This is a genomic window from Pseudomonas sp. LB3P25, assembly GCF_054897985.1.
Window position 1 is genome coordinate 4236833 of the sequence record NZ_CM142711.1, and the last position, 20891, is coordinate 4257723.

The following is a 20891-nucleotide window of genomic DNA, read 5'->3' on the forward strand; positions in this document are numbered from 1 at the left end:
CACCAACATAGCCACCACCGTTGCAAGGTACCTGCCCCAATGAAAGCTCAAGCCCGCCATATTCTGGTGAAAACCTCGGAAGAAGCCGAACAGCTCAAACAGCGCATCGCCAAGGGCGAAGCCTTCGATGTGCTGGCCAAGAAGTATTCCACCTGCCCGTCCGGCAAACGCGGCGGCGACCTGGGTGAAGTGCGGCCCGGGCAGATGGTCGGGGTCATCGATGCCGTGATTTTCAAAAAACCGTTGCGCGTGGTGCACGGGCCGATCAAGAGCAAGTTCGGCTATCACCTGGTGCAGGTGTTTTACCGAGATTGAAGTGGTTGGCTTGATGGCCCTGTGGCGAGGGGATTTATCCCCGTTGGGTCGCGCAGCGGCCCCAAAAGATGGGACTGCTGCGCAGTCCAACGGGGATAAATCCCCTCACCACAGGGATTGCGTCAACTCTTTGGAATCAGCGCACCGGGCACTTGAATCACCCGACTCGCCAAGCGATGCCCCGCTTCGGCAGCCTCAACCGGGCTGCCGCCCTTGAGCCGACTGGCCAGGTACGCGGCGCTGAACGAATCCCCCGCCGCCGTGGTGTCCACCACCCGCCCGACCACCTGCGCCGGCACCTCGAACGACTCGCCATCACAACGAATCAGACACGCCTCGGCGCCACGTTTGAGTACCACCTCGGGCGTGCCAATCTGCTCGTAAGCGGCAAACACCGCTGCGCAATCGGAAAAATGAAACAGTGCTTGCTCGTCGTCGACGGTCAGCAACGCCAGGTCGACATAGGGCAGAACGCTACGATAGGCCGCCCGTGCGTCCTCGATCGACGCCCACAAACGTGGCCGGTAGTTGTTGTCGAACACGATCCGCGCATCCCGCTGCCGGGCTTCGATCAGGGTTTCCAGCAACTTCTCCCGACCTTGCGCACCGAGTACCGCCAGGGTGATGCCGCTGAAATACAGCACATCGTAATCCGGCAGTGCCGCCAGGATCGGCGCGGCGGCCGGGGTGGTGAAACAATCGCGGACGGCCGCTTCATTGCGCCAGTAAAGAAAACGCCGTTCGCCGGCGGCGTCAGTCTGGATGCAATACAAGCCGGGCAATCGACCGGGCAAGCGCTGGACCATGCCCAGCCCGATGTTTTCGTCGGCCCAGCTCTGGCACATGGCATCGCTGAAACTGTCGTCGCCCAAGGCAGTGACGTAATCCACCGTGCCGCCCTCGCCCAGTTCCCGGGACAGGTAAACCGCAGTATTCAGGGTATCGCCACCGAAACTTTGTTGCAGGCTGCCGTCGGCACGTTGCTGCAACTCGATCATGCACTCGCCGATCAGTGCGATGCGCGGGGTGTTGGGGCCGAGGGTGTTGATGGTGTTCATTGTTGTGTCTCAGGTAGTTCGATGGTGTCTGGCCGGCCGCCTTCGCGAGCAGGCTCGCTCCCACAATGGAATGCGTTCCCCTGTGGGAGCGAGCCTGCTCGCGAAGGCCGCCCCTCGGTCTCAAGCCTTAGAAACAGGTTTCCATGGTCTCGATGACATTCAGTTGCTCATCCACCAGGCACCCGGTACGCCATTTGTCGAACGTCAGGCACGGATGGGAAGTACCAAAGGAAATGATGTCCCCCACCCGCAGCTCAACGCCCGGCGCCACGGTCATGAACGCATGCTGGTCCATCACCGCCGTCACCTTGCAGGCGCTGACATCATCGCCCGTCGCCGGTACCACGCCGGCCTTGTAGCGCAACAGCGGCACCGGCAAACCGGCGTCGTAGGCCACGTCGCGTTTACCCAGGGCGATCACCGCGAAACCCGGCTCCGGCAACGACTGCACGTGAGCCCAGACTTCCAGCGCCGGGCGCAGGCCCTCGTGCAGATCACTGCGGCGGTCGAGCACGCAGCATTGCGCTTCTTTGTAGATGCCATGATCGTGGGCCACGTAACTGCCGGGACGCAGCACACTGAGGAAACGCCCACCGGCGTTCTGCGCTTCGAAGGATTCAGCGATCAGGTCGTACCAGGCCGAACCCGATGCGGTGATGATCGGCTTGGGAATGGCGAATGCGCCGCTGTCCTGCAACTGCACGGCCAGACGCACCAAAGAATCAGCGAACGCACGGATGCCGCTCACCGCGTGATCGCCGTGAATTACCCCTTCGTAACCTTCGATCCCGGTCAGCGCCAAGGACGGTTGCGCAGCGATGGCCTTGGCCAGCGCGACCACTTCGTCTTCCGTGCGACAACCGCAACGACCACCGACCACGCCGTACTCGATCATCACGTTCAAGCGCACACCGCGCGAGGCGAAATACGCCCCCAGATCAGCAACGTTGTCCGGGTGATCGACCATGCAATGGAAGTCGAAAGTCGGGTCTGCCAGCAGATCAGCAATCAGCGCCATGTTCGGCGTACCGACCAATTGGTTGGCCATCAGCACCCGACGCACGCCATGGGCGTAAGCCGCGCGAGTCTGTGTGGCGCTGGCCAGGGTGATGCCCCAGGCACCGGCGTCCAATTGCCGGCGAAACAGTGCCGGGGTCATGCTGGTTTTGCCGTGGGGGGCGAGTTCGGCACCGCTGTTACTGACAAAGTCCTGCATCCAGCGAATGTTGTGTTCCAGCGCTTCGCGGTGCAGCACCAACGCAGGCAGGCTGACGTCGCGCACCAGGTTGGCGCCGGTCTGGGCGGCGCCCTTTTCCACGGCGGCAGTATTTTGGGCAGTAGACATGGTCGAGCTCCTCACATTCGCGGCCACAGGCAGCCGCTGTTATTCGCTGATACGACGGGCCAGGCTGTTGGCGCTGTCGATCAGCACCCGGCGATAGTCGTTGTAGTTGTTCTTGGCATCGGACCGTGGGGCGACAATGCACAGGGTAGCAACGGCCACGCCGTTCGGGTCTTTCACCGGGGCGGCGAAGCAATGGGTAAAGGTGTCGGCAACGCTATCGAAAGAGAAGAAGCCATCGATAGCGGCCTGACGAATCTCCTGGAGAAACTGCGCCAGCGGCAAGCGTTCACCGTTGGGCAGGATGAAATCGTCGTGATCGATCAGGTCGATGATTTCCTGGTCGCTCAAATGCGCCAGCAGCAGACGCCCGGAAGCGGTCCAGGGAATCGGCGCGTTCTCGCCGATGTCGGAGGAAATGCGAAAATGCCGCTCGCCTTCTTTCATCAAGGCCACGGTGTATTTCCGTCCGTTGAGCAGGCACATCTGCGCGGTTTCGCGGGTCTGGCTGACGATCTCCTGCAAGGCGTGATCGGCCTCGCGGGTCAGGTCGAAGTGACGCAAATGCGCCTGCCCGAGGAAATACAGTTGACGGCCGAGGTAGACGTGACCGTCCTTGCCCACGGCCTCCAGAATCCGCCTCTCCAGCAGGGAAGCAACCAATTCGTAGACCGTGGATTTCGGGCTGCCGATGCCGCTGGCGATTTCGTTCGGGCGCAGGGGTTTACCGACTTCCTTGAGGAAATCGAGGATATCGAACGCCCGGTCCAGACCGCGAGCCCGGCGCTTGATGGTGTCTTCGGTCATGTTTCAGGTTCCCATTCAAAGTGGCCGGGAGTTTAACCAGGGTGCTGCGTCGACCGTTAGGCCGCCTTCGCGAGCAGGCTCGCTCCCACAGGGGAATGCATTCCAAGGTGGGAGCGAGCCTGCTCGCGAAGAATTCACCGCAAATCTCAGGCCTTTTTCTTGTACGCGATGCAGTCAATCTCGACCTTGCAATCGACCATCATGTTCGCCTGTACGCAGGCCCGGGCCGGTGCGTGCTCGCTTTTGAAGTACTCGGAAAACACCTTGTTGAAACTCCAGAAATCCCGCGGGTCTTCCAGCCACACACCAGCGCGCACTACGTCTTCCAGGCCATAACCAGCCTCTTCGAGAATGGCGATCAAATTCTTCATGGCCTGGTGAGTCTGCTCGACGATGCCACCCGCAATGATCTCACCATCCAGCGCCGGCACCTGGCCGGACACGTGCAGCCAACCATCGGCTTCAACAGCGCGGGCAAAAGGACGGGGCTGGCCGCCACCGGCGGTGCTGCCGGTGCCGTAACGAGTAATGCTCATGAGTGTTTCTCCTGATTGATAAGTGAAATTCTTTGAAAAAATCAGAACCGCGTGTTTTTGAGAAACTCCGCCAGTCGTGGCGATTGCGGGCGTTCGAACAGTTCCTTGGGTGGTCCCTGCTCTTCGATCCGCCCCTGATTCATGAAGACGATCTTGTCCGAGACTTCGAAGGCGAAGCGCATTTCGTGGGTCACCAACAGCATGGTCATGCCGTCCTCGGCCAGACCCTTGATCACGCTCAGCACTTCACCCACCAGTTCCGGGTCGAGGGCTGAAGTGACTTCGTCGAACAGCATCAAGCTGGGGTTCATCGCAATCGCTCGCGCAATCGCCACGCGCTGCTGTTGACCGCCGGACAACTGACCGGGGAAGTGATCTCGCCGTTCCAGCAAGCCGACCCGTTCCAGCCATTTTTCCGCCAGGGCCACCGCTTCATCCTTGTGCAGCTTTTTGACCTTGAGCAAACCGAGGGTGACGTTCTGCAACGCCGTGAGGTGCGGAAACAGGTTGAACTGCTGGAACGCCATGCCGGTCATGGCCCGATGCCGGGCGATGACTTTTTCCGGGTGCCGCACGCGCTTGCCGTTGATCTCGTCATAACCGATGGACTCGCCATCGAGCATGATCTGCCCGCCCTGAAACTCTTCGAGCATGTTCACGCAACGCAGCAGCGTGGTCTTCCCCGAGCCGCTGGAACCGATCAGCGTCACGACGTTGCCGCGCTGCAGGGTCAGGTCGACGCCCTTGAGCACTTCGAGCTGGCCGTACTTTTTGTGCAACCCGCGAATGTCCAGCAGGGGCTGATCGTTTTGAGCATTTTTTGCGTTAGAGAGCGAAGGTTGAGTCATGGCAAGGCCACCCGCTTTTCAATGTGCCGGCCGAGTAACTCGATGGCGTAGTTGATGACGAAAAACAGAAATCCGGCGAACAGGTAAAACTCGAGGGTCATGAAGGTCCGGGCGATGATCTGCTGCGTACTGAGCAACAACTCGGCGACACCGATCACCGACAGCAGCGTGGAAGCCTTGACGATCTCGGTGGACGAGTTCACCCAGGTCGGCAAGATCTGCCGCAGCGCCTGAGGCAACAACACGTAACCGAGCGCTTGATAAAACGTCAGGCCGATGGCCTTGCTCGCTTCCATCTGACCACTGGGCAGCGCTTGCAACGCACCGCGAACAATCTCGGCGACGTGGGAGCCGCAAAACAGCGTCAGCCCCAACGCACCGGCCTGGAACGCGCTGATCTGCCAGCCCAGCGCCGGCGCCATATAAAAACAGGCCAACACCAATACAAACACCGGCGTGCCGCGAATCAGGTCGACGTAAAACCGAAACGGTGCGCGCATCCAGAACTTGCCGTAGGTCAGCACCAGGCCGGCGACGATGCCGACCATCGTGCCCAACAGAATCGACAGGGCCGAGACCTGCACGCTGGTCAAAAAGCCTTGCCACAGGACTTCCCGTGCCACCCATAACTCATGCAACCAACTGGGGGATTCGTACATGTGGCCTCCTATCGGCGAATCGCCAGACGCTGCTCGAGGTAACGCAGCATCATGGCAATGAGGTAACAGGCCGCCACATAGAGCGCTGTGGTCACGAGCCAGGTTTCAATCACCCGGTAGCTCTCGACATTGATTTTGCGCGCGTAATAGGTCAGCTCCGGCACGGCAATCGCCGCGGCCAGCGAGGTGTCCTTGAACAGCGAGATGAAGTTGTTCGACAAGGCCGGCAGCACATTGCGCAGCATCACCGGCACGGTGACGTACGCCTTGACCTGCCACTCGCCCAAACCGATCGCCAACCCCGCTTCGCGCTGGCCTTTGGGGATACTCAACAGACCACCGCGGAACACTTCGGTCAGATAGGCCCCGGCATACAGCGACAGCGTGATGATGAACGACGGGATCTTGTCCAGACGGATCCCCAGGCTCGGCAAGGCGAAGTAAATCAACAGAATCAACACCAGAATCGGCGTGTTACGGATCACCGTCACGTACACCGATGCCAGCACCCGCAACGCGCGGTGCTTTGACAGCAACGCAAACGCCATCATCAGGCCGATCACGCAGCCGATGGCGATCGACACCAGCGCCAGTTCAAGGCCCAGACCGAGCCCCGCCAGCAAGGTGTCGAAATCGCGCCACACGGCGGCAAAATTCAACTGATAGTTCATGGTCAGCAGCACCTTGAACGGGGCGATCGGAACCGCCCCGCTCTCACGGGATCATTTGAATTCGACGGGGAAACCGATGGCGGGCGACGGCAGATCGACACCGAACCATTGCTTGAACGACGCCGCGTAGGTCGGGAACTCCACGCCTGTCATGCCTTCATGCAAAACGGTGTTGACGAAGTTCAGCCAATCCTGATCGCCGCGCTTGACCGCGCAGGCGTAGGTTTGCGGGCTCCAGGCGTAAGTCGGGCTGCGATAGCGGCCAGGGTTCTGCACCATCAGGTATTTCACCGACGACTGATCGGTGGCCGCGGCGTCGGCACGGCCGGAGTTCACCGCCTGATACATCAAGTCCACGCTGTCGTACTGATCGACCTTGGCCTTAGGCAAGGCCTGATGCACCAGTTCTTCGGCGTACACGTTCTGCAGCACCGCCACGGTCACGCCGTCACCGGCGGCTTTGAGGTCTTCGATTTCCTTGTACTTGCTGTTGGCCGGTAACAGCAGGCCGACACCTTCGCGGTAGTACGGCAGCGTGAACGCCACTTGCTGCGCACGGCTGGCGGTCACGGTGATGAACTGGCAACTCATGTCGACCTTGTCGGTCAGCAAGTTCGGAATCCGCGCATCGGACGACTGCACCACGAACTCGACTTTGCTCGGGTCGTTGAACAACCCTTTGGCCACCATCCGCGCGATATCGATATCAAAACCCTGCAACTTGCCATCCGCTCCCTGGAAGTGCCACGGCGCATTGGTACTGCCCGTGCCCACAATCAGTTTCCCGCGGGCCAGCACGCTATCGAGCTTGCTGTCCGCCGCCTGGGCCACGCCCATGGCAACAGCCGAAGCCGCGAGAACAAAAACACACGCTTTAAACAAGGAAGGTCGGCGATGCATGGCAAGCACTCCAGGGTGATGTTTATTCCGTTATACCGGATATAGGTATGTAACAACGGAATAGACAGCAGAAAGTGTGCCACAGGATGTGGGCGGAATGTTGGGGAGATTGAAAAGTGTTTTGAATCAAATGGATGGATAAAAATACAAACCGGACATTACGAAATGCACAGATGAACGACCGCTACCGTTGGCTACACAGTGCGGGTACCTGGTTCACAGTTGGAGTTTTGATGAGCTGATTCGGTGCGGTGCTGCATTAGACAGAGCGGTCGGAAGATGAATTTAACAAGGCCCGTCAGCGATCGGCTGCGTCCTTGTAAACTTCGCCCCGTTCCCTTTTCCCCACTGCTATTACGGTCACTACCAGCACATCATCAAGCACGCGATATACCATTCGATATCCGGCACTACGTAGCTTGATTTTGTAAGCGTTCCTAAGTCCGATAAGTCGGTCTGCGGGAACGTGCGGGTTTACAAGACGCTCTTGAAGCTTCCTTTTGAACTGGTCCTTCAGGTTTACTCCGAGTTTTTTCCATTCTTTCCAGGCTTTTTCAGAAAACTCCAGCTCATAGGTCATCAATCGAAACCCTAATGGTCGGATCGTTTTCCCGCTCTTTACAAAGGGCAAGTAACTCCAAATCATCCAGGCGATTCATCATGGCTTCGTACTCTTTGGCGGGAACACAATAGAAAGCCGGCTCATTGCGGTTAAGGATCGCAACAGACAGGCCACCGCCGGCAGCGACCGTACCCATTGGATTTTTTTTCAGTTCAGAGATGCTAGCCACCACCTGCGAAAGCACGATATGTGTCATGAAGTTATTCCTTAGAGTGCTTTTAGAAGTGCTAAAAATAGCACTCCAAAGCGTATCTGCCTCTATCCTTTTGTCATAAATGAGCTGCTCAGTACTGGCCGCTTTTTGCCCTTCGATTCGCAGTTTGATCTTGCGCTCCAGGTTCCCTCTCATCTGTTCGGACACTCCTTTCCCACCGTCCATGACTGCCTCTATTGAGGAATGAACAAAAAGTATCACGCCACACGCTTCCGGCTTTCCGTGTTTCCTGTCGGGTTGGTCCCGCATCGCGGTAAGACGTGTCCTGGTCCATGTAGGAAAACCTACCTGTTATTTCTGACAGTAGACCCGTCCCTGCGCCTTCCTTTACCGTCGACGGACCGCCAATGGCCGTTGTTAAAAGGAAATTTCAATGAGCTCAAAAATCGCTCGCAAAGCGCTGGCCCCGGTCTATCGCAAGGCCCTGAAAACCTGGCGCCCGGTGATCCTGTATTTCGGCAGTCAACACTGTCCCGCCTGTGAAATGGCCGGACCGGTCTTTCGCCAGATTGCCGAGCCGTATCGGCTTCAGGCCAAAATCTACATGTTGAACACCAGCGAATCGCCTCGGCATCCGGACGTCACCGGCACTCCGACCGTGCTGTTTTACAAGAATGGGAAACTGCTGAAGAAGCTCAAGGGAATTGGCACTGAGCAAACCCTGCAGGAAGACTTCGCCAGGCACATCGGCAAGGTGAAACCGGCAACGGTGAAGCGTAAACCGGTTCACGATCTGGCATGGTTGCGCCAGACCCTGCGAAGGTTGCGCACTGTGCGTCGCGCAACCGGGCAGTTGAATCGGTGGATTTGCTGCTAATCCTTGTCATTTTCAGTGTTTGAAAGATCGCTTTCGCGAGCAGGCTCGCTCCCACAGATGACCGTGTCTGTTTGGGTAACTCGGTCAATTGTGGGAGCGAGCCTGCTCGCGAAGCTTTTGCGCTTAGCGATTCTTGACCTGCTCGATATACCTGGCGACCGCTGCGGACTTCTCGAATCGCCGATGGATCAACGACAACCACGAACTCGCCTCGCAACCTTTGATCGGCCGGTACAAGACACCGGGCAGACTGACATGCCCGACCACCGATTCTGGCACCACCGCCACGCCCTGCCCCAACGACACCAAGGCAATGACCGCCACCAACCCACCCGGTTGCGCCCCCAGTTTCGGCGCAAATCCACCCTCGGCGGCGACTTGCAAGGTGCCGCTGATTTGCTCCGGCAGGATGAACGTCTCGTTCTGCAAATGTTCCGGAGCAATCTCGGGCAGACGGCACAGCCAGGACTCGGCCGACACCGCCAGCACAAAACCCTCTGCATCCAGGCGAATGGCGTCCAGGCCTTCAGGCAGGGTCATGGGTGAGCGGACATAACCAATATCGAAACGCCCCTCGACCACCATCACCGGCAATGACGCCATGGGGCTTTCCCGTACGTTCAGGCTGACATCAGGACACTCGCGGCTGAAGGCTTGCACCTGTTTCTGCAGCGAGCCCGAATACACCGCCGAAGCCACGTAACCCAGTTCGATATGGCCAATATCCCCGCGCCCGGCACGCTGGGCGTTGTACTGAGCGTATTCGAATTGCCGCACCGTCGCCTCGGCCTCGATCACCAGCGCGGCGCCGGCCTCGGTCAGGCTGACTTCACGTGTTTGGCGCACGAACAATCGCGTGCCGAGTTCGTTCTCCATGTCCTGGATCTGTCGAGTCAAGGTCGGTGGTGCGATACCGAGTTGTTCGGCGGCGCGGGTGAAATTGCCTTGCCGGGCAACGGCGAGGAAATAGCGAAAATGGCGAATATCCATCGGTGCGTTAGCTCAAAGGTAATGAAGTGACAAGGAGTACCTAACAAGGAAAGTAGCAACCGGCGATAAGCTGCACTGACTTTTACAGTAGAGAAACGCTGCCATGCCCGTCAAACCCAAGGTGAGCCCGCGACTGACGTTACTCACAGCCTCAGGCGTTTGCTCGCTGATCGTTCTCGACACCAACATCGTCGCAGTGACGCTGCCCACGATCGCCCGGGACCTGGGCGCTAACTTTGCCGACATCGAATGGGTGGTCAGCGCTTACATGCTGGCCTTCGCCGCTCTTTTACTGCCGGCTGGAAGCATTGCCGACCGCTTCGGCCGGCAGAAAACCCTGCTCTGCGGGCTGGGTATTTTCATCCTCGCGTCCATCGGTTGCGGTGCCGCGCCCAATGCGTTGTTTCTCGACATCGCCCGGGCGATCAAGGGTGTCGGCGCGGCCTTGCTGCTGACCTCGGCCCTCGCCTCCATCGGCCACACCTTTCACGATGAAGTGGAACGGGCCAAAGCCTGGGCGTTCTGGGGTGCGTGCATGGGGGTGGCGATGACCGCCGCACCGACGGTCGGCGGGCTGATCACCGAATACATGGGCTGGCGCTGGATTTTCTACCTCAATTTACCGGTGGGATTGTTGTTGATGGTGATGGTCTGGCGCGCCGTGCCGGAGTCCCGCGACACTCAGTCCGCCCGCCTCGATCCCTGGGGCAGCCTGGCGTTCAGTGCAAGTTTGCTGTGCCTGATCTGGGGCCTGATCGAGGCGAACCGGATTGGCTGGAGCAATCCGCTGACCTATGCTCGGCTGATCGGCGGCGCCTTGTTGCTGGGGCTGTTCGTAGTGATTGAACGGATGCAGCGGCGGCCGATGGTCGATCTGCAACTGTTCAAGCATCCGCGTTTCATCGGTGCGCTATTGGGCATGTTTGCCTACGCCGGTTGCGCCCAGGTGATGATGACCCTGCTGCCGTTCTACCTGCAAAACGGCCTGGGTTTCTCGGCCATCGATTCAGGTCTGGGGATGTTGCCGTTTGCCCTGACCATGCTGATTTGCCCGCGCATCGGAGTACGTCTGGCGAGTCGATTTGCCCCCGCCACATTGATGGCCGCCGGTTTGACCCTGGTCGGCAGCGGCAGTCTGCTCAGCGCCTGGGCGGTCAGCAACGGTGGTTACCTGCCCTTCGCCCTGGCGATTGCCGTGACGGGCGCCGGTGCCGGGCTGCTCAACGGCGATACGCAAAAAAACATCATGGCCTGCGTGCCACGTGAACGCACCGGCATGGCTTCAGGCATGAGCACCACCATGCGCTTCAGCGCAATCGTGCTGGCCATCGGCGTGTTCGGCGCGTTGCTGTCCAGTCATACCGAGCTGTTGTTGCGTACGAGCCTGACGGCGCAAGGTGCGCAATGGCTCGGCCAAACCCAGGGCATCGCCTCGCGGGTGGTGGCCGGTGACATGACGGCGGCGATGGGCCTGTTGCCGGAAACCGCACGTACCGTGGTCGAACCGTTGGCCCGGCAAGCCTTCGTCGGCGGCTTCAGTCTGCTGCTGTGGGTCGCGGGATTGTTGGCACTACTGGGTGCGCTGGTGGTGGGCACGCTGATGCGCAATCCGATCCCCGCTCCGTCGACTGCAGCCCTCGGCGCTAAGGCTTGAACGACGCCAATACCCGCTGGGCATTCGCTTCGCAACCCATGCCCTCGGGCCGCGACTGAATGTTGTCGATCACCTCCAACAGCTGCGCCTTGCTCTGCGCCAAGTGCAGCTGCATCTCTTCGATCTGATCGACTTTACGCTTAAGACCCGCCAGCAATTCGTCTTGCTTGAACTCACCGGTCGCGCTGTCCGGCAATAACTGTTTCAACTCTTCCAGGCTGAATCCGGCCTGTTGGGCGCACCGGATGATCTTCAGGGTTTGCAGCACTTGGTCGGGATAATGCCGGTAACCGTTGGCCCGGCGTTCCACCTGCCGAATCAAACCCTGAGCCTCGTAAAACCGAATGCGCGACGCGTTCAACCCGCTCAATTGCGCCAGTTCACCAATCTTCATCTCAGCCTCATTTGCCTGCTTGACATTAAAGTTAACTTTAAGCTTAGCCTCTGTTCATCACTGATGAGGAGTCAAGCATGTCGCCCTTCCAAGCGTTGAATTTGCCCAACGGCCAGACCATCGGCAACCGCATCGCCAAAGCCGCGATGGAAGAGAACCTCGCTGACAGCGGGCAGGCACCTGCAGAGGCCTTGTTCCGTCTGTATCAGGCGTGGGCCGAGGGTGAAGCCGGCCTGCTGCTGACCGGTAACGTGATGATCGACCGCCGCGCCATGACCGGTCCCGGTGGCGTGGTGCTGGAAGATGAGCGGCACCTTGAACGCTTTCGCCAGTGGGCAAGCATCGGTCGGGCCGGTGGCGCGCAGTTCTGGATGCAGCTCAATCATCCTGGCCGTCAGACCATGGCCAACCTCGGCCAGCAAGCGTTGGCGCCTTCGGCGGTAGCACTGGACCTGGGCGCGTTCTCGAAGATGTTTGCCGAGCCCAAACCCATGAGCGAGCGCGACATCGAAGACGTCATCCAACGTTTCGCCACCAGCGCCGCCCTGGCGGAAAAGGCCGGTTTCACCGGGGTGCAGATTCATGCCGCGCACGGTTATCTGATCAGCCAGTTCCTCTCGCCGTTGACCAATCGCCGGACCGACCGCTGGGGTGGTTCACTGGAAAACCGCGCTCGCTTGTTGTTGACGGTGGTCAGCGCCGTGCGCAAGGCCGTGTCGCCGACATTTTGCGTGTCGGTGAAGCTCAATTCGGCGGACTTCCAGCGCGGCGGTTTCGATGCCGACGACGCCCGGCAAGTGATTCAGTGGCTCAATGATCAACCGATCGACCTGCTGGAGCTCTCCGGCGGCAGCTATGAAGCCCCGGCCATGCAAGGCGAGGCCCGGGATGGCCGAACCCTGGCGCGAGAAGCGTATTTTCTGGAAATGGCCGGTGAGCTGGCCAGCGTGGCGAACATGCCGGTGATGGTGACCGGCGGAATTCGACGCCTGGCCATCGTCGAACAGGTGCTCGACAGCGGCATCGCCATGGCCGGAATCGGCACGGCACTGGCGCTCGAACCTCAACTGGTCAAACGCTGGCGCGAAGGTCAGAACAGTCACCCGCAACTGCCGCCGATTCGCTGGAAGCGCAAACCCCTGGCGGCACTGGCGAGCATGGCTGTCGTGAAGTTCCAGCTCAATCGCCTGAGCCGTGGGCGCAAGACCCGTCCCGACGTTTCGGCGCTATGGGCGTTGATCCTCGACCGCTTGTACATCGCCAAACGCACCCGCCAGTACCGGCAGGCGATGGGAATGAAGTGATCAAATGTGGGAGCGAGCCTGCTCGCGAAGGCGGAGTGTCAGACAACATCATTGTTGACTGGAAGGCCGCTTTCGCGAGCAGGCTCGCTCCCACAGGGGGTACATCTGCCCGGCGAGCGTGTTTACCGTCCGGAAAAGCGCACTCTTGAGAGCATGCGCAAATCCTCCGCGCGATAGTAATCATCGGTCCAGCTGTCATCCGCCGCCAATGGCTGGACCTGCTTGAGCGCGAGTTTCCTGGCGAAATAGCGAAAGCGGTAATGCTCGTAGAACCGCAGCAGTTCCAGACCATAACGGTCTGCCAGATCGGTATCACCGCGAATGATCAGGTAGTTCTCGTCATTGCCATTGCTGGCCGCGGCACTGAGGTTATGGCTGCCGCTGATGATCGTCGGCGCATCGCTGGTGAAGTCCGTCACCACGGCTTTGGTGTGCACCAGCAGGTTGCCCTTCTGGCCTTTCATGTTCTCTCTGAGCCAGCCTTCCAGCCCGGTGTTGAGCAGCGCGGTGGCGGCGAATTCGGCGGTGCGGTCGGCGTGGAAACCTGTGATGCGGCTGGTGGTGTTTTGCAGGCCGTAACGCAAAATGTCGTCGTGGGGCTGTCCGAGCAAACCGTTCAGGATATCGTCGGGCAAGGCGAACGCGGTGACGAACAGCACGTCCTTTTTCGCGGCGTTGATGATCTCGACAAACTCATCCAGATCCCCTTTGCCCGAGCGCGGTGAGAACCCGGCGAACATCGGTTGCAGCGGATCCATCGGGTTGTTTTGGTTGAGCCAGTTTCGAGTGGCGCCAACATCCGCCGGGTTAGCCCAGACCTGCTCGAAGGTGTGCAGGTAGCTGGCGCTGACGCGTGTGTCGTCCAGCACATGCACCACGTTGGCCTGGCGGTAAACGCCGTTGGGCGTGAAATTGGTGCTGCCGCACAGCACCGCTTCCGGTTGACGCTGCCCCGCGGCGTCGAGCCGGTTCAGGACGATGAATTTGTTGTGGAAGATGTTGTGGGTGACCCGCCCGCGCTTGTTCTCTGCCGGGATTTTTTCCAGGCTGGTCTCGTTCAGGGTGGTGTCTTCATCGCCCGGTTGAGCGTGATACAGGACTCGGACGTTTACCCCACGCTCGAACGCGGCATTGACCGCATCGACAATGGCCTGCAATTCATACTCGTAGATGGCAATGTCCAGCGCCCACTGGCCATCCACCGCACGCTCGATAAACCCCAGCAAACGCCCGAGCAAACCGTTTTCCAGCCATTGCCGCGGGGCATCCGGCCAGGCTTCGATGGGCAGGTTCTTGTTGGCGCTGATCAGCGCGTCGAGCTCGGGAAACTTGCGCTGGAACGCCTGGCTGGCGGCCACTGCGCGATTGAAGATCACGCTTTGGTTATTCGGCTGACCATTGTCGGAGGTGACCGTCACTTCCAGGTATTCACCCAGTTGCGGCGCATCAACGGTGCCGTAGGCCAGATGGATTCGGTAATGGATCGTCATCCCCGGATTGACCGCGTAATCGGCCCAGCGAAATTTCTGTAATGGCGCGATATCGCTGGGGGTCGCGTGAAACTGGGGAAATGTATGCACCTTACCGGGGAAGGTCAGGCTGTTGAACAGGAACAGCCAGGGCTTGGGGCCTTGCTGTTTTTCGATGGCGAAACCCAAGAGGCCTTTGCGGCGGGGTTCGGACAGGTCCATGGCCAACAGCACGCCATTGGTGCCAGCGTAGGCTTTGACGCGGAAATCATCCTGATGGTTAGCGGCTAGAACGCGCATACGTCACTCCTGTGATGGTTTTGCTCATAGAGCATAGGGCAGCGATGCGGGCTGACCGTGATTATCCAGTTCCGAGGTGATGCCATCGCGAGCAGGCTCGCTCCCACATGGGATTTGTGAACGCCACAGACCATTTGTGGGAGCGAGCCTGCTCGCGAAAAGGCCAGCCGAGGCAACATAGTACTCAGCCTGAAATCAGCTCATCAATGTGCCGATAATCAGCCAGCAGCGCCGCCGCCAACTGTTTTGCACGCCCAAGCCGAATCGGCCCGCGTTCGATGTCGATCAGCAGCCCCGGACAATCAAGCGCCGGCAACATCGACCAGTCCTTCAATCGGCCATCGGTCACCAGCAACAAGCGCTGCTGTTCCGCCGGAAAACGCTTCTGCCTTACCGCCAGCCAGCGCCCTGCCTCACCCAGCGCCGCCAGCAATGGCGTACCACCGCCCGCTCCCAGCCCATCAAGCCAGTTGCGCAAACCCGCGGAGGCTTTCAACCCTTGCACTTGCCATTTCGGCACATGACCACTGGCAGTCAGCAATGCCAGGCGCGCACGCTGGCGATAGGCGTCGTCGAACAGTTGCGCCAGCAAACCCTTGGCATCGCTCAACGCCTGATGGCGGCGAGTCGAGGCCGAGGCATCGACGATCACCAGCCACAGTTCGTGGGGCGAACGGGTGCGCAGGTGAAACAAGACGTCGTCGCGTTGACGCGGACGGCCGTTCAGCAACGTGCCCGGCCAATTGATCGAACCGCTACGCGCCGCGTGACGTTTACCCTGTTTGCCGTTATCCAGTCGTCCGGCGCGGGGTTTGGCATTCGCCCCCGCATCAGATCGAGGGCGAATGCCTAGGACTTTTTTGGCCAGCTCGGCACTTCACGTCGTGCGCCGACCGGTAACGCCTGGGCGGGCATTTCCCCCCATTGGCCCTGGCCTTCGCTCGGGTTGGAATGTTGCGTAGAGGGCGGCTGACTGTGTTGCGGCGCCGGTGGCGATGGCTCGCGGCGGCGATGGCGCAAGGCAAACTCGGCGACGGCGTCGATGTCTTCCTCGGCGATTGCATTCGCCCCGCGCCACGCCGCGTGGGCACGCGCGGCGCGCAACCAGACCAGGTCGGCGCGCAAGCCGTCGACACCGGCGGCAAAGCAGCGCTCGGTAATCTGCGCCAGCGCATGATCGTCGAGCGGGATGCTCGCCAGTGCGCTGCGCGCTTTCTGGCAACGTTCGCGCAGCGACTGCTGCGGGCTTTCCCATTCGGTGTAGAAGCCGTGGGGATCGCTGTCGAAATCCAGCCGCCGACGAATGATCTGGCCGCGCTCGGTCGGTGCTGTGTGGCCACTCAGGGCGACGTTCAGGCCAAAACGGTCGAGCAGTTGCGGACGCAGCTCACCCTCTTCCGGGTTCATGGTCCCGATCAGCACGAACTTCGCCGAATGCCGATGGGAAATGCCGTCGCGCTCGATCAGGTTGGTGCCGCTGGCGGCCACATCCAGCAGCAGGTCCACCAGGTGATCGGGCAATAAATTGACCTCATCAACGTAGAGCACGCCGCCGTCGGCCTTCGCCAGTACTCCGGGGGAAAACTGTGCGCGCCCCTCGCTCAGGGCGGCGTCCAGGTCAAGGGTGCCGACCAGCCGTTCCTCGGTGGCGCCCAACGGCAATGTCACAAATTGGCCGCTGGCGAGCAAGTCCGCCAGGCCTCGGGCCAATGTTGACTTGGCCATGCCGCGGGGGCCTTCGATGAGAACGCCACCGATTTTCGGGTCGATGGCGGTCAGGTAGAGGGCGAGTTTGAGATCGTCGGCGCCGACCACGGCGGAGAGGGGGAAATGGGGGGTGTCGGTCATGGGTTGTCTGGGTCCGTGGTCGTTGGTTTGGTGGTGGGGTGTCAGGGGGATCGGCCCCTCACCCTAACCCTCTCCCCAGAGGGGCGAGGGGACTGATCGGGTTGTTTAAACGAAATTCTGCGACCTGCGATTGCGAGTCGAACTCAGGCGTTGAAGCGCATGAAGATCGGCTCCCTTTCCCCTCTCCCCCGTGGGGAGAGGGTTGGGGTGAGGGGTGGATTTCAGTCTGTAAAAAAATACCGAAACAACCACTACCCCTCCTCCTCAATATCCAACAAAAAATTCTCCAGCGCCTCCCGATAATCACCCGGCTCCTTCCACATCCCCCGCTGCTGCGCCTCCAGCATCCGCTCGGTCATGTCGCGCAACGCATGCGGATTATGCTCACGAACAAAATCACGGGTCGCCGGATCCAGCAAATACGCATCCGCCAGCAACGCATACTGATGATCGTCGATCAACTGCGTTGTAGCGTCGAAGGCAAACAGGTTATCAACCGTCGCCGCCAGTTCAAACGCGCCTTTATAGCCGTGGCGCTTCACGCCGTCGATCCACTTCGGATTGGCTGCCCGGGAGCGAATCACCCGGTTCAGCTCTTCCTTCAACGTGCGGATCTTCGGCAAGTCCGGCTGACTGTGATCACCATGGTAACTGGCCGCCGCTTCGCCACTGAGGCTTTCCACCGCCGCGAGCATGCCGCCCTGGAACTGGTAATAGTCGTTGGAATCGAGCAAGTCGTGTTCACGGTTGTCCTGGTTTTGCAACACGGCTTGCACCTGGCTCAGGCGCTGAGCGAACTGCGCTCGCGCCGCAGTGCCTTCATCAGAACCGCCGTAAGCGTAGCCGCCCCAGTTCAGATAAACCTCGGCCAAATCGTCACGGCTTTGCCACAGACGACCATCGATGGCGCCCTGCACGCCCGCGCCATAAGCTCCGGGTTTGGCGCCAAAGATGCGCCAACCGGCCTGACGCTTGGCCGCGTCTTCATCCAGCCCCGATTGCATCAACGCTTCGCGCTCGGCACGCACCTTGGCGGCCAGGGGGTTGAGGTCGTCCGGTTCGTCGAGGGCGGCGACCGCTTGTACAGCGGCGTCGAACAGACGGATCAGGTTGGCAAAGGCATCACGGAAGAATCCGGAGACGCGCAACGTCACGTCCACGCGCGGACGGTCCAGCAGACTCAGCGGCAGAATCTCGAAGTCGTCGACCCTCTGACTGCCCGTGGCCCAGACCGGGCGCACGCCCATCAGCGCCATGGCCTGAGCGATGTCATCGCCACCGGTGCGCATGGTCGCAGTGCCCCACACCGACAGACCAAGCTGACGCAGGTGATCGCCGTGGTCTTGCAGGTGTCGTTCAAGAATCAGGGTGGCCGACTGGAAACCGATGCGCCACGCGGTGGTGGTCGGCAGGTTACGCACGTCCACCGAGTAGAAGTTGCGCCCGGTTGGCAGCACGTCGAGCCGTCCGCGACTCGGCGCACCGCTGGGGCCGGCCGGCACGAATCGGCCGCTGAGGGCGTCGAGCAGACCGCGCATTTCCGCCGGGCCGCAGGCGTCCAGCCGTGGCGCGACGACTTCGCGCAGGCTGTCGATGATGGCGTGCACCTCGGCCCAACCCGCCTCCTGTGGGAGCAGGCTTTTGTGGTGAGGGGATTTATCCCCGTTGGGTCGCGAAGCGGCCCCGGAAAATGGGACTGCTGCGCAGTCCAACGGGGATAAATCCCCTCGCCACAAAAGCTCGCTCCCACAGGGTTCGGGGGTGGCTAATGTGTTCGAGATCAGTTGCCCGGCAAACAGCTCCAGACGTTCGCGGGTATCACCTGCTGTGCGCCAGACTTCGTCGGTGAGGGATTGCAGTTCAATCGGACGCGGCCCGATCCAAGGTTCGGCGAGCGCACAATCCAGCGGATCGAAGCCCAACGTGAACGCCTTGGCCAAGGCCCGCAGCAGGCTCGATTGCGCACCACGCCCATCGCCTCGCGGAATGCGCAACAACGCCAACAACGTATCGATGCGCAAACGCCCGGTCGGCGACTCGCCGAACACATGCAGACCGTCGCGGATCTGCGACTCTTTCAAGTCGCACAGATAGGTGTCCAGACGCGGCAACCAGATCGCCGCATCGGCATCACTGTCGAGTTTTTCGTCCAGTTGCAGTTCGCGGTCGATGTGCGTATCGCGCACCAGTTGCAGAATGTCGCGCTGCAATTCCCGGGCTCGGCGCGGATCGAGCAATTGCGCTTCGTAATACTCGTCAGCGAGTAATTCGAGGTTGCGCAACGGGCCGTACGTTTCAGCGCGGGTCAGCGGCGGCATCAGGTGATCGATGATCACCGCCTGCGTACGGCGCTTGGCCTGGGCGCCCTCGCCCGGATCGTTGACGATAAACGGATAGATGTTCGGCAACGGCCCGAGCAGCGCATCCGGCCAGCAACTCTCGGAGAGCCCGACGCCTTTGCCCGGCAGCCATTCGAGGTTGCCGTGCTTGCCGACGTGGATCACGCCGTGGGCGCCGTAGGTGTTGCGCAACCAGAAATAGAACGCCAGATAACCGTGAGGCGGCACCAGGTCCGGGTCGTGATACACCGCGCTCGGGTCCACCTGATAACCCCGTGCCGGTTGAATGCCGACGAAGGTCAGGCCAAAGCGCAGCCCGGCGATCATCATTCGCCCGCCACGGCACATCGGATCGCTTTGCGGCGTGCCCCAACGTTCCAGCACGGCCTGACGGTTGGCTTCGGGCAAAGCGTTGAACATCAGCAGATAGTCGTCCATCGACAGACTTTGCTGACACGGACGCTGGTCGAGGGTGTCGAGGTCGTTGCTGACGCCACCGAGTAACTGCTGGATCAACGCGGTGCCAGTGTCCGGCAACTCCGCCGGTAGCGGATAACCTTCGGTGTGCAGCGCACGGAGGATATTCAACGCGGCGGCCGGGGTGTCGAGGCCCACGCCGTTGCCGATACGACCATCGCGGGTCGGGTAGTTGGCGAGGATCAGGGCGATGCGTTTCTCGCCATTGGGCACGCGCGCCAGATCAATCCAGCGCCGCGCCAGTTCGGCGACAAAATCCATACGTTCAGGTTGCGGTCGGTAGCAGACTACGTCGGATTGGCTGCGCTCGCTGCGCCAGGCCAGGTCCTTGAAGCTGATCGGCCGACTGATGATTCGGCCATCCAATTCCGGTAGCGCGATGTGCATCGCCAGATCACGTGGACCGAGGCCCTGTTCACTGGCGCGCCAACCGGTCTCGTTGTCCTGGGCGCAGATCGCCTGAATCACCGGAATGTTGCGGCGAAACGGTCGTAAGTGCGGCGCTTCAGGGCTGGATTGCGCGAAACCGGTGGTGTTGAGAATCACGCCGGCTTCGACTTCGTCCAACAGGTCCTCAACCACCGTCAGGCAGCCGGGCTCTTTCAAACTGGCCAGCGCAATCGGCAACGGGTTCAGCCCCGCTGCCTGCAAACGCTGGCAGAAAACATCGATGAAGCCGGTGTTGGCCGCCTGCAAATGCGAGCGGTAGAACAGCACCGCCGCGACCGGTTGATCGGCCTGCCAGTCGGCTTGCCAATCCTTCAGTTCAGCCGGGCTTTTTTGCGGGTGGTAGATCGCTGTGCGCGGCAGGGTTTGCGGCTCGGCCCAGGCGTAGTCGCGATCCAGCCAACGATTGGCGAGGCAGCGGAAGAAATCCAGGGCATTGCTCATGCCGCCCTGACGCAGAAACTGCCAGAGCCGATCGCGGTCGCAGGCAGCCACCGTGCTCAGCTCGCTGAGTTCCGGGTCCGGGCGGTCATCGCCGGGCACCAGAATCAGCTGCACGCCGCGCTCCGACAGTTGCACCAGTTGCTCGACGCCGTAACGCCAATAGGCGATGCCGCCGTGCAGCGAAATCAAAATGACCTTGGCGTGGCGCAGCACTTCGTCGACATACAGGTCGACCGACGCGTGGTTCTGCACCTGCATCGGGTTGGCCAGACGCACGCTCGGGTAATCATCCGGCAACTGCTGCGCCGCCTCGGCGAGCAGTGCGAGGCTGGAGTCGCCGCTGCACAGGATCACCAGCTCGGCGGGAGTTTGTCCAAGGTCGGCAATGTTGTCATCCGACACGAAACCGCCGGGCTGGGTCCTGAGCAGGTGCATG

At 60.6% G+C, this 20891-nt stretch carries 20 protein-coding genes; 4 read left to right on the forward strand and 16 right to left on the reverse strand.

Going from position 1 to position 20891, the window contains the following annotated elements; genetic code table 11:
- The first annotated feature begins 39 nt into the window (after positions 1-39).
- Positions 40-315 carry a peptidylprolyl isomerase gene (locus ACYZTW_RS19295; RefSeq protein ID WP_007898282.1) on the forward strand — a complete coding sequence of 92 codons (276 nt, stop codon included), beginning with the start codon at positions 40-42 and terminating at the stop codon, positions 313-315.
- Positions 316-437: 122 nt separating this feature from the next.
- Here ACYZTW_RS19295 and ACYZTW_RS19300 read toward each other — a convergent pair whose 3' ends face one another.
- The 10 genes from ACYZTW_RS19300 to ACYZTW_RS19345 all read right to left on the reverse strand — a co-directional run bounded on the left by ACYZTW_RS19300 (position 438) and on the right by ACYZTW_RS19345 (position 7954).
- The gene (locus ACYZTW_RS19300) at positions 438-1373 is read right to left on the reverse strand and encodes a sugar kinase (RefSeq protein WP_462001347.1); all 936 of its coding nucleotides are present in this window, start codon (positions 1371-1373) and stop codon (positions 438-440) included.
- Between the two features lie 127 nt (positions 1374-1500).
- Entirely contained in the window at positions 1501-2718 is a 1218-nt protein-coding gene (locus ACYZTW_RS19305; RefSeq protein WP_462001348.1) for an amino acid deaminase, read from the reverse strand.
- A gap of 39 nt (positions 2719-2757) precedes the next feature.
- A complete protein-coding gene (locus ACYZTW_RS19310) occupies positions 2758-3522 on the reverse strand; it encodes an IclR family transcriptional regulator (RefSeq protein WP_462001349.1) in 765 nt (254 codons plus the stop codon).
- Positions 3523-3668: 146 nt separating this feature from the next.
- Positions 3669-4058 carry a RidA family protein gene (locus ACYZTW_RS19315; RefSeq protein WP_462001350.1) on the reverse strand — a complete coding sequence of 130 codons (390 nt, stop codon included), beginning with the start codon at positions 4056-4058 and terminating at the stop codon, positions 3669-3671.
- A 41-nt stretch (positions 4059-4099) separates the two neighbouring features.
- Entirely contained in the window at positions 4100-4906 is an 807-nt protein-coding gene (locus tag ACYZTW_RS19320; protein ID WP_462001351.1) for an amino acid ABC transporter ATP-binding protein, read from the reverse strand.
- Positions 4903-5565, reverse strand: coding sequence for an amino acid ABC transporter permease (locus ACYZTW_RS19325; protein ID WP_462001352.1), 663 nt, complete (start codon positions 5563-5565; stop codon positions 4903-4905). Before ACYZTW_RS19325 ends, ACYZTW_RS19320 begins: the two co-directional genes overlap by 4 nt.
- An 8-nt stretch (positions 5566-5573) precedes the next feature.
- Positions 5574-6236 (reverse strand): amino acid ABC transporter permease, encoded by a 663-nt coding sequence (locus ACYZTW_RS19330; RefSeq protein WP_008015908.1) that lies wholly within the window; start codon positions 6234-6236, stop codon positions 5574-5576.
- A 51-nt stretch (positions 6237-6287) separates the two neighbouring features.
- A complete protein-coding gene (locus ACYZTW_RS19335) occupies positions 6288-7136 on the reverse strand; it encodes a transporter substrate-binding domain-containing protein (RefSeq protein WP_462001353.1) in 849 nt (282 codons plus the stop codon).
- Between the two features lie 298 nt (positions 7137-7434).
- Entirely contained in the window at positions 7435-7716 is a 282-nt protein-coding gene (locus ACYZTW_RS19340; RefSeq protein ID WP_462001354.1) for a type II toxin-antitoxin system RelE family toxin, read from the reverse strand.
- Entirely contained in the window at positions 7706-7954 is a 249-nt protein-coding gene (locus ACYZTW_RS19345; protein ID WP_461979762.1) for a type II toxin-antitoxin system Phd/YefM family antitoxin, read from the reverse strand. Before ACYZTW_RS19345 ends, ACYZTW_RS19340 begins: the two co-directional genes overlap by 11 nt.
- A gap of 391 nt (positions 7955-8345) precedes the next feature.
- Between ACYZTW_RS19345 and ACYZTW_RS19350 the strand changes: the two genes are divergently transcribed.
- Complete coding sequence (locus ACYZTW_RS19350; RefSeq protein WP_462001355.1) at positions 8346-8789, forward strand: thioredoxin family protein; 444 nt, start codon at positions 8346-8348, stop codon at positions 8787-8789.
- A gap of 123 nt (positions 8790-8912) precedes the next feature.
- Here the strand turns inward: ACYZTW_RS19350 and ACYZTW_RS19355 are convergent, their stop codons facing one another.
- Positions 8913-9779: a LysR family transcriptional regulator gene (locus ACYZTW_RS19355; RefSeq protein WP_462001356.1), complete on the reverse strand. Its 867-nt coding sequence runs from the start codon at positions 9777-9779 to the stop codon at positions 8913-8915.
- Positions 9780-9882: 103 nt separating this feature from the next.
- On the opposite strand from ACYZTW_RS19355, the gene ACYZTW_RS19360 reads away from it, so the two are divergent.
- A complete protein-coding gene (locus ACYZTW_RS19360) occupies positions 9883-11433 on the forward strand; it encodes an MFS transporter (RefSeq protein ID WP_462001357.1) in 1551 nt (516 codons plus the stop codon).
- On the opposite strand, the gene ACYZTW_RS19365 is transcribed toward ACYZTW_RS19360, so the two are convergent.
- Positions 11423-11827, reverse strand: a complete 405-nt coding sequence (locus ACYZTW_RS19365; protein ID WP_462001358.1) for a MerR family transcriptional regulator — start codon at positions 11825-11827, stop codon at positions 11423-11425. The two genes, ACYZTW_RS19360 and ACYZTW_RS19365, sit on opposite strands and share 11 nt — an antisense overlap.
- A gap of 77 nt (positions 11828-11904) precedes the next feature.
- On the opposite strand from ACYZTW_RS19365, the gene ACYZTW_RS19370 reads away from it, so the two are divergent.
- Positions 11905-13131: an NADH:flavin oxidoreductase/NADH oxidase family protein gene (locus tag ACYZTW_RS19370; protein ID WP_462001359.1), complete on the forward strand. Its 1227-nt coding sequence runs from the start codon at positions 11905-11907 to the stop codon at positions 13129-13131.
- Positions 13132-13253: 122 nt separating this feature from the next.
- On the opposite strand, the gene ACYZTW_RS19375 is transcribed toward ACYZTW_RS19370, so the two are convergent.
- The 4 genes from ACYZTW_RS19375 to cobN all read right to left on the reverse strand — a co-directional run bounded on the left by ACYZTW_RS19375 (position 13254) and on the right by cobN (position 20890).
- Positions 13254-14900, reverse strand: coding sequence for a phospholipase D-like domain-containing protein (locus ACYZTW_RS19375; RefSeq protein WP_462001360.1), 1647 nt, complete (start codon positions 14898-14900; stop codon positions 13254-13256).
- A gap of 184 nt (positions 14901-15084) precedes the next feature.
- Positions 15085-15630: a vWA domain-containing protein gene (locus tag ACYZTW_RS19380; RefSeq protein ID WP_462001361.1), complete on the reverse strand. Its 546-nt coding sequence runs from the start codon at positions 15628-15630 to the stop codon at positions 15085-15087.
- Positions 15631-15749: 119 nt separating this feature from the next.
- On the reverse strand, positions 15750-16748 hold the full coding sequence (locus tag ACYZTW_RS19385) for an ATP-binding protein (RefSeq protein WP_462001362.1): 999 nt from the start codon (positions 16746-16748) through the stop codon (positions 15750-15752).
- A gap of 251 nt (positions 16749-16999) precedes the next feature.
- A complete protein-coding gene (gene cobN / locus ACYZTW_RS19390) occupies positions 17000-20890 on the reverse strand; it encodes a cobaltochelatase subunit CobN (protein WP_462001363.1) in 3891 nt (1296 codons plus the stop codon).
- Between the last annotated feature and the right edge of the window lies 1 nt (position 20891).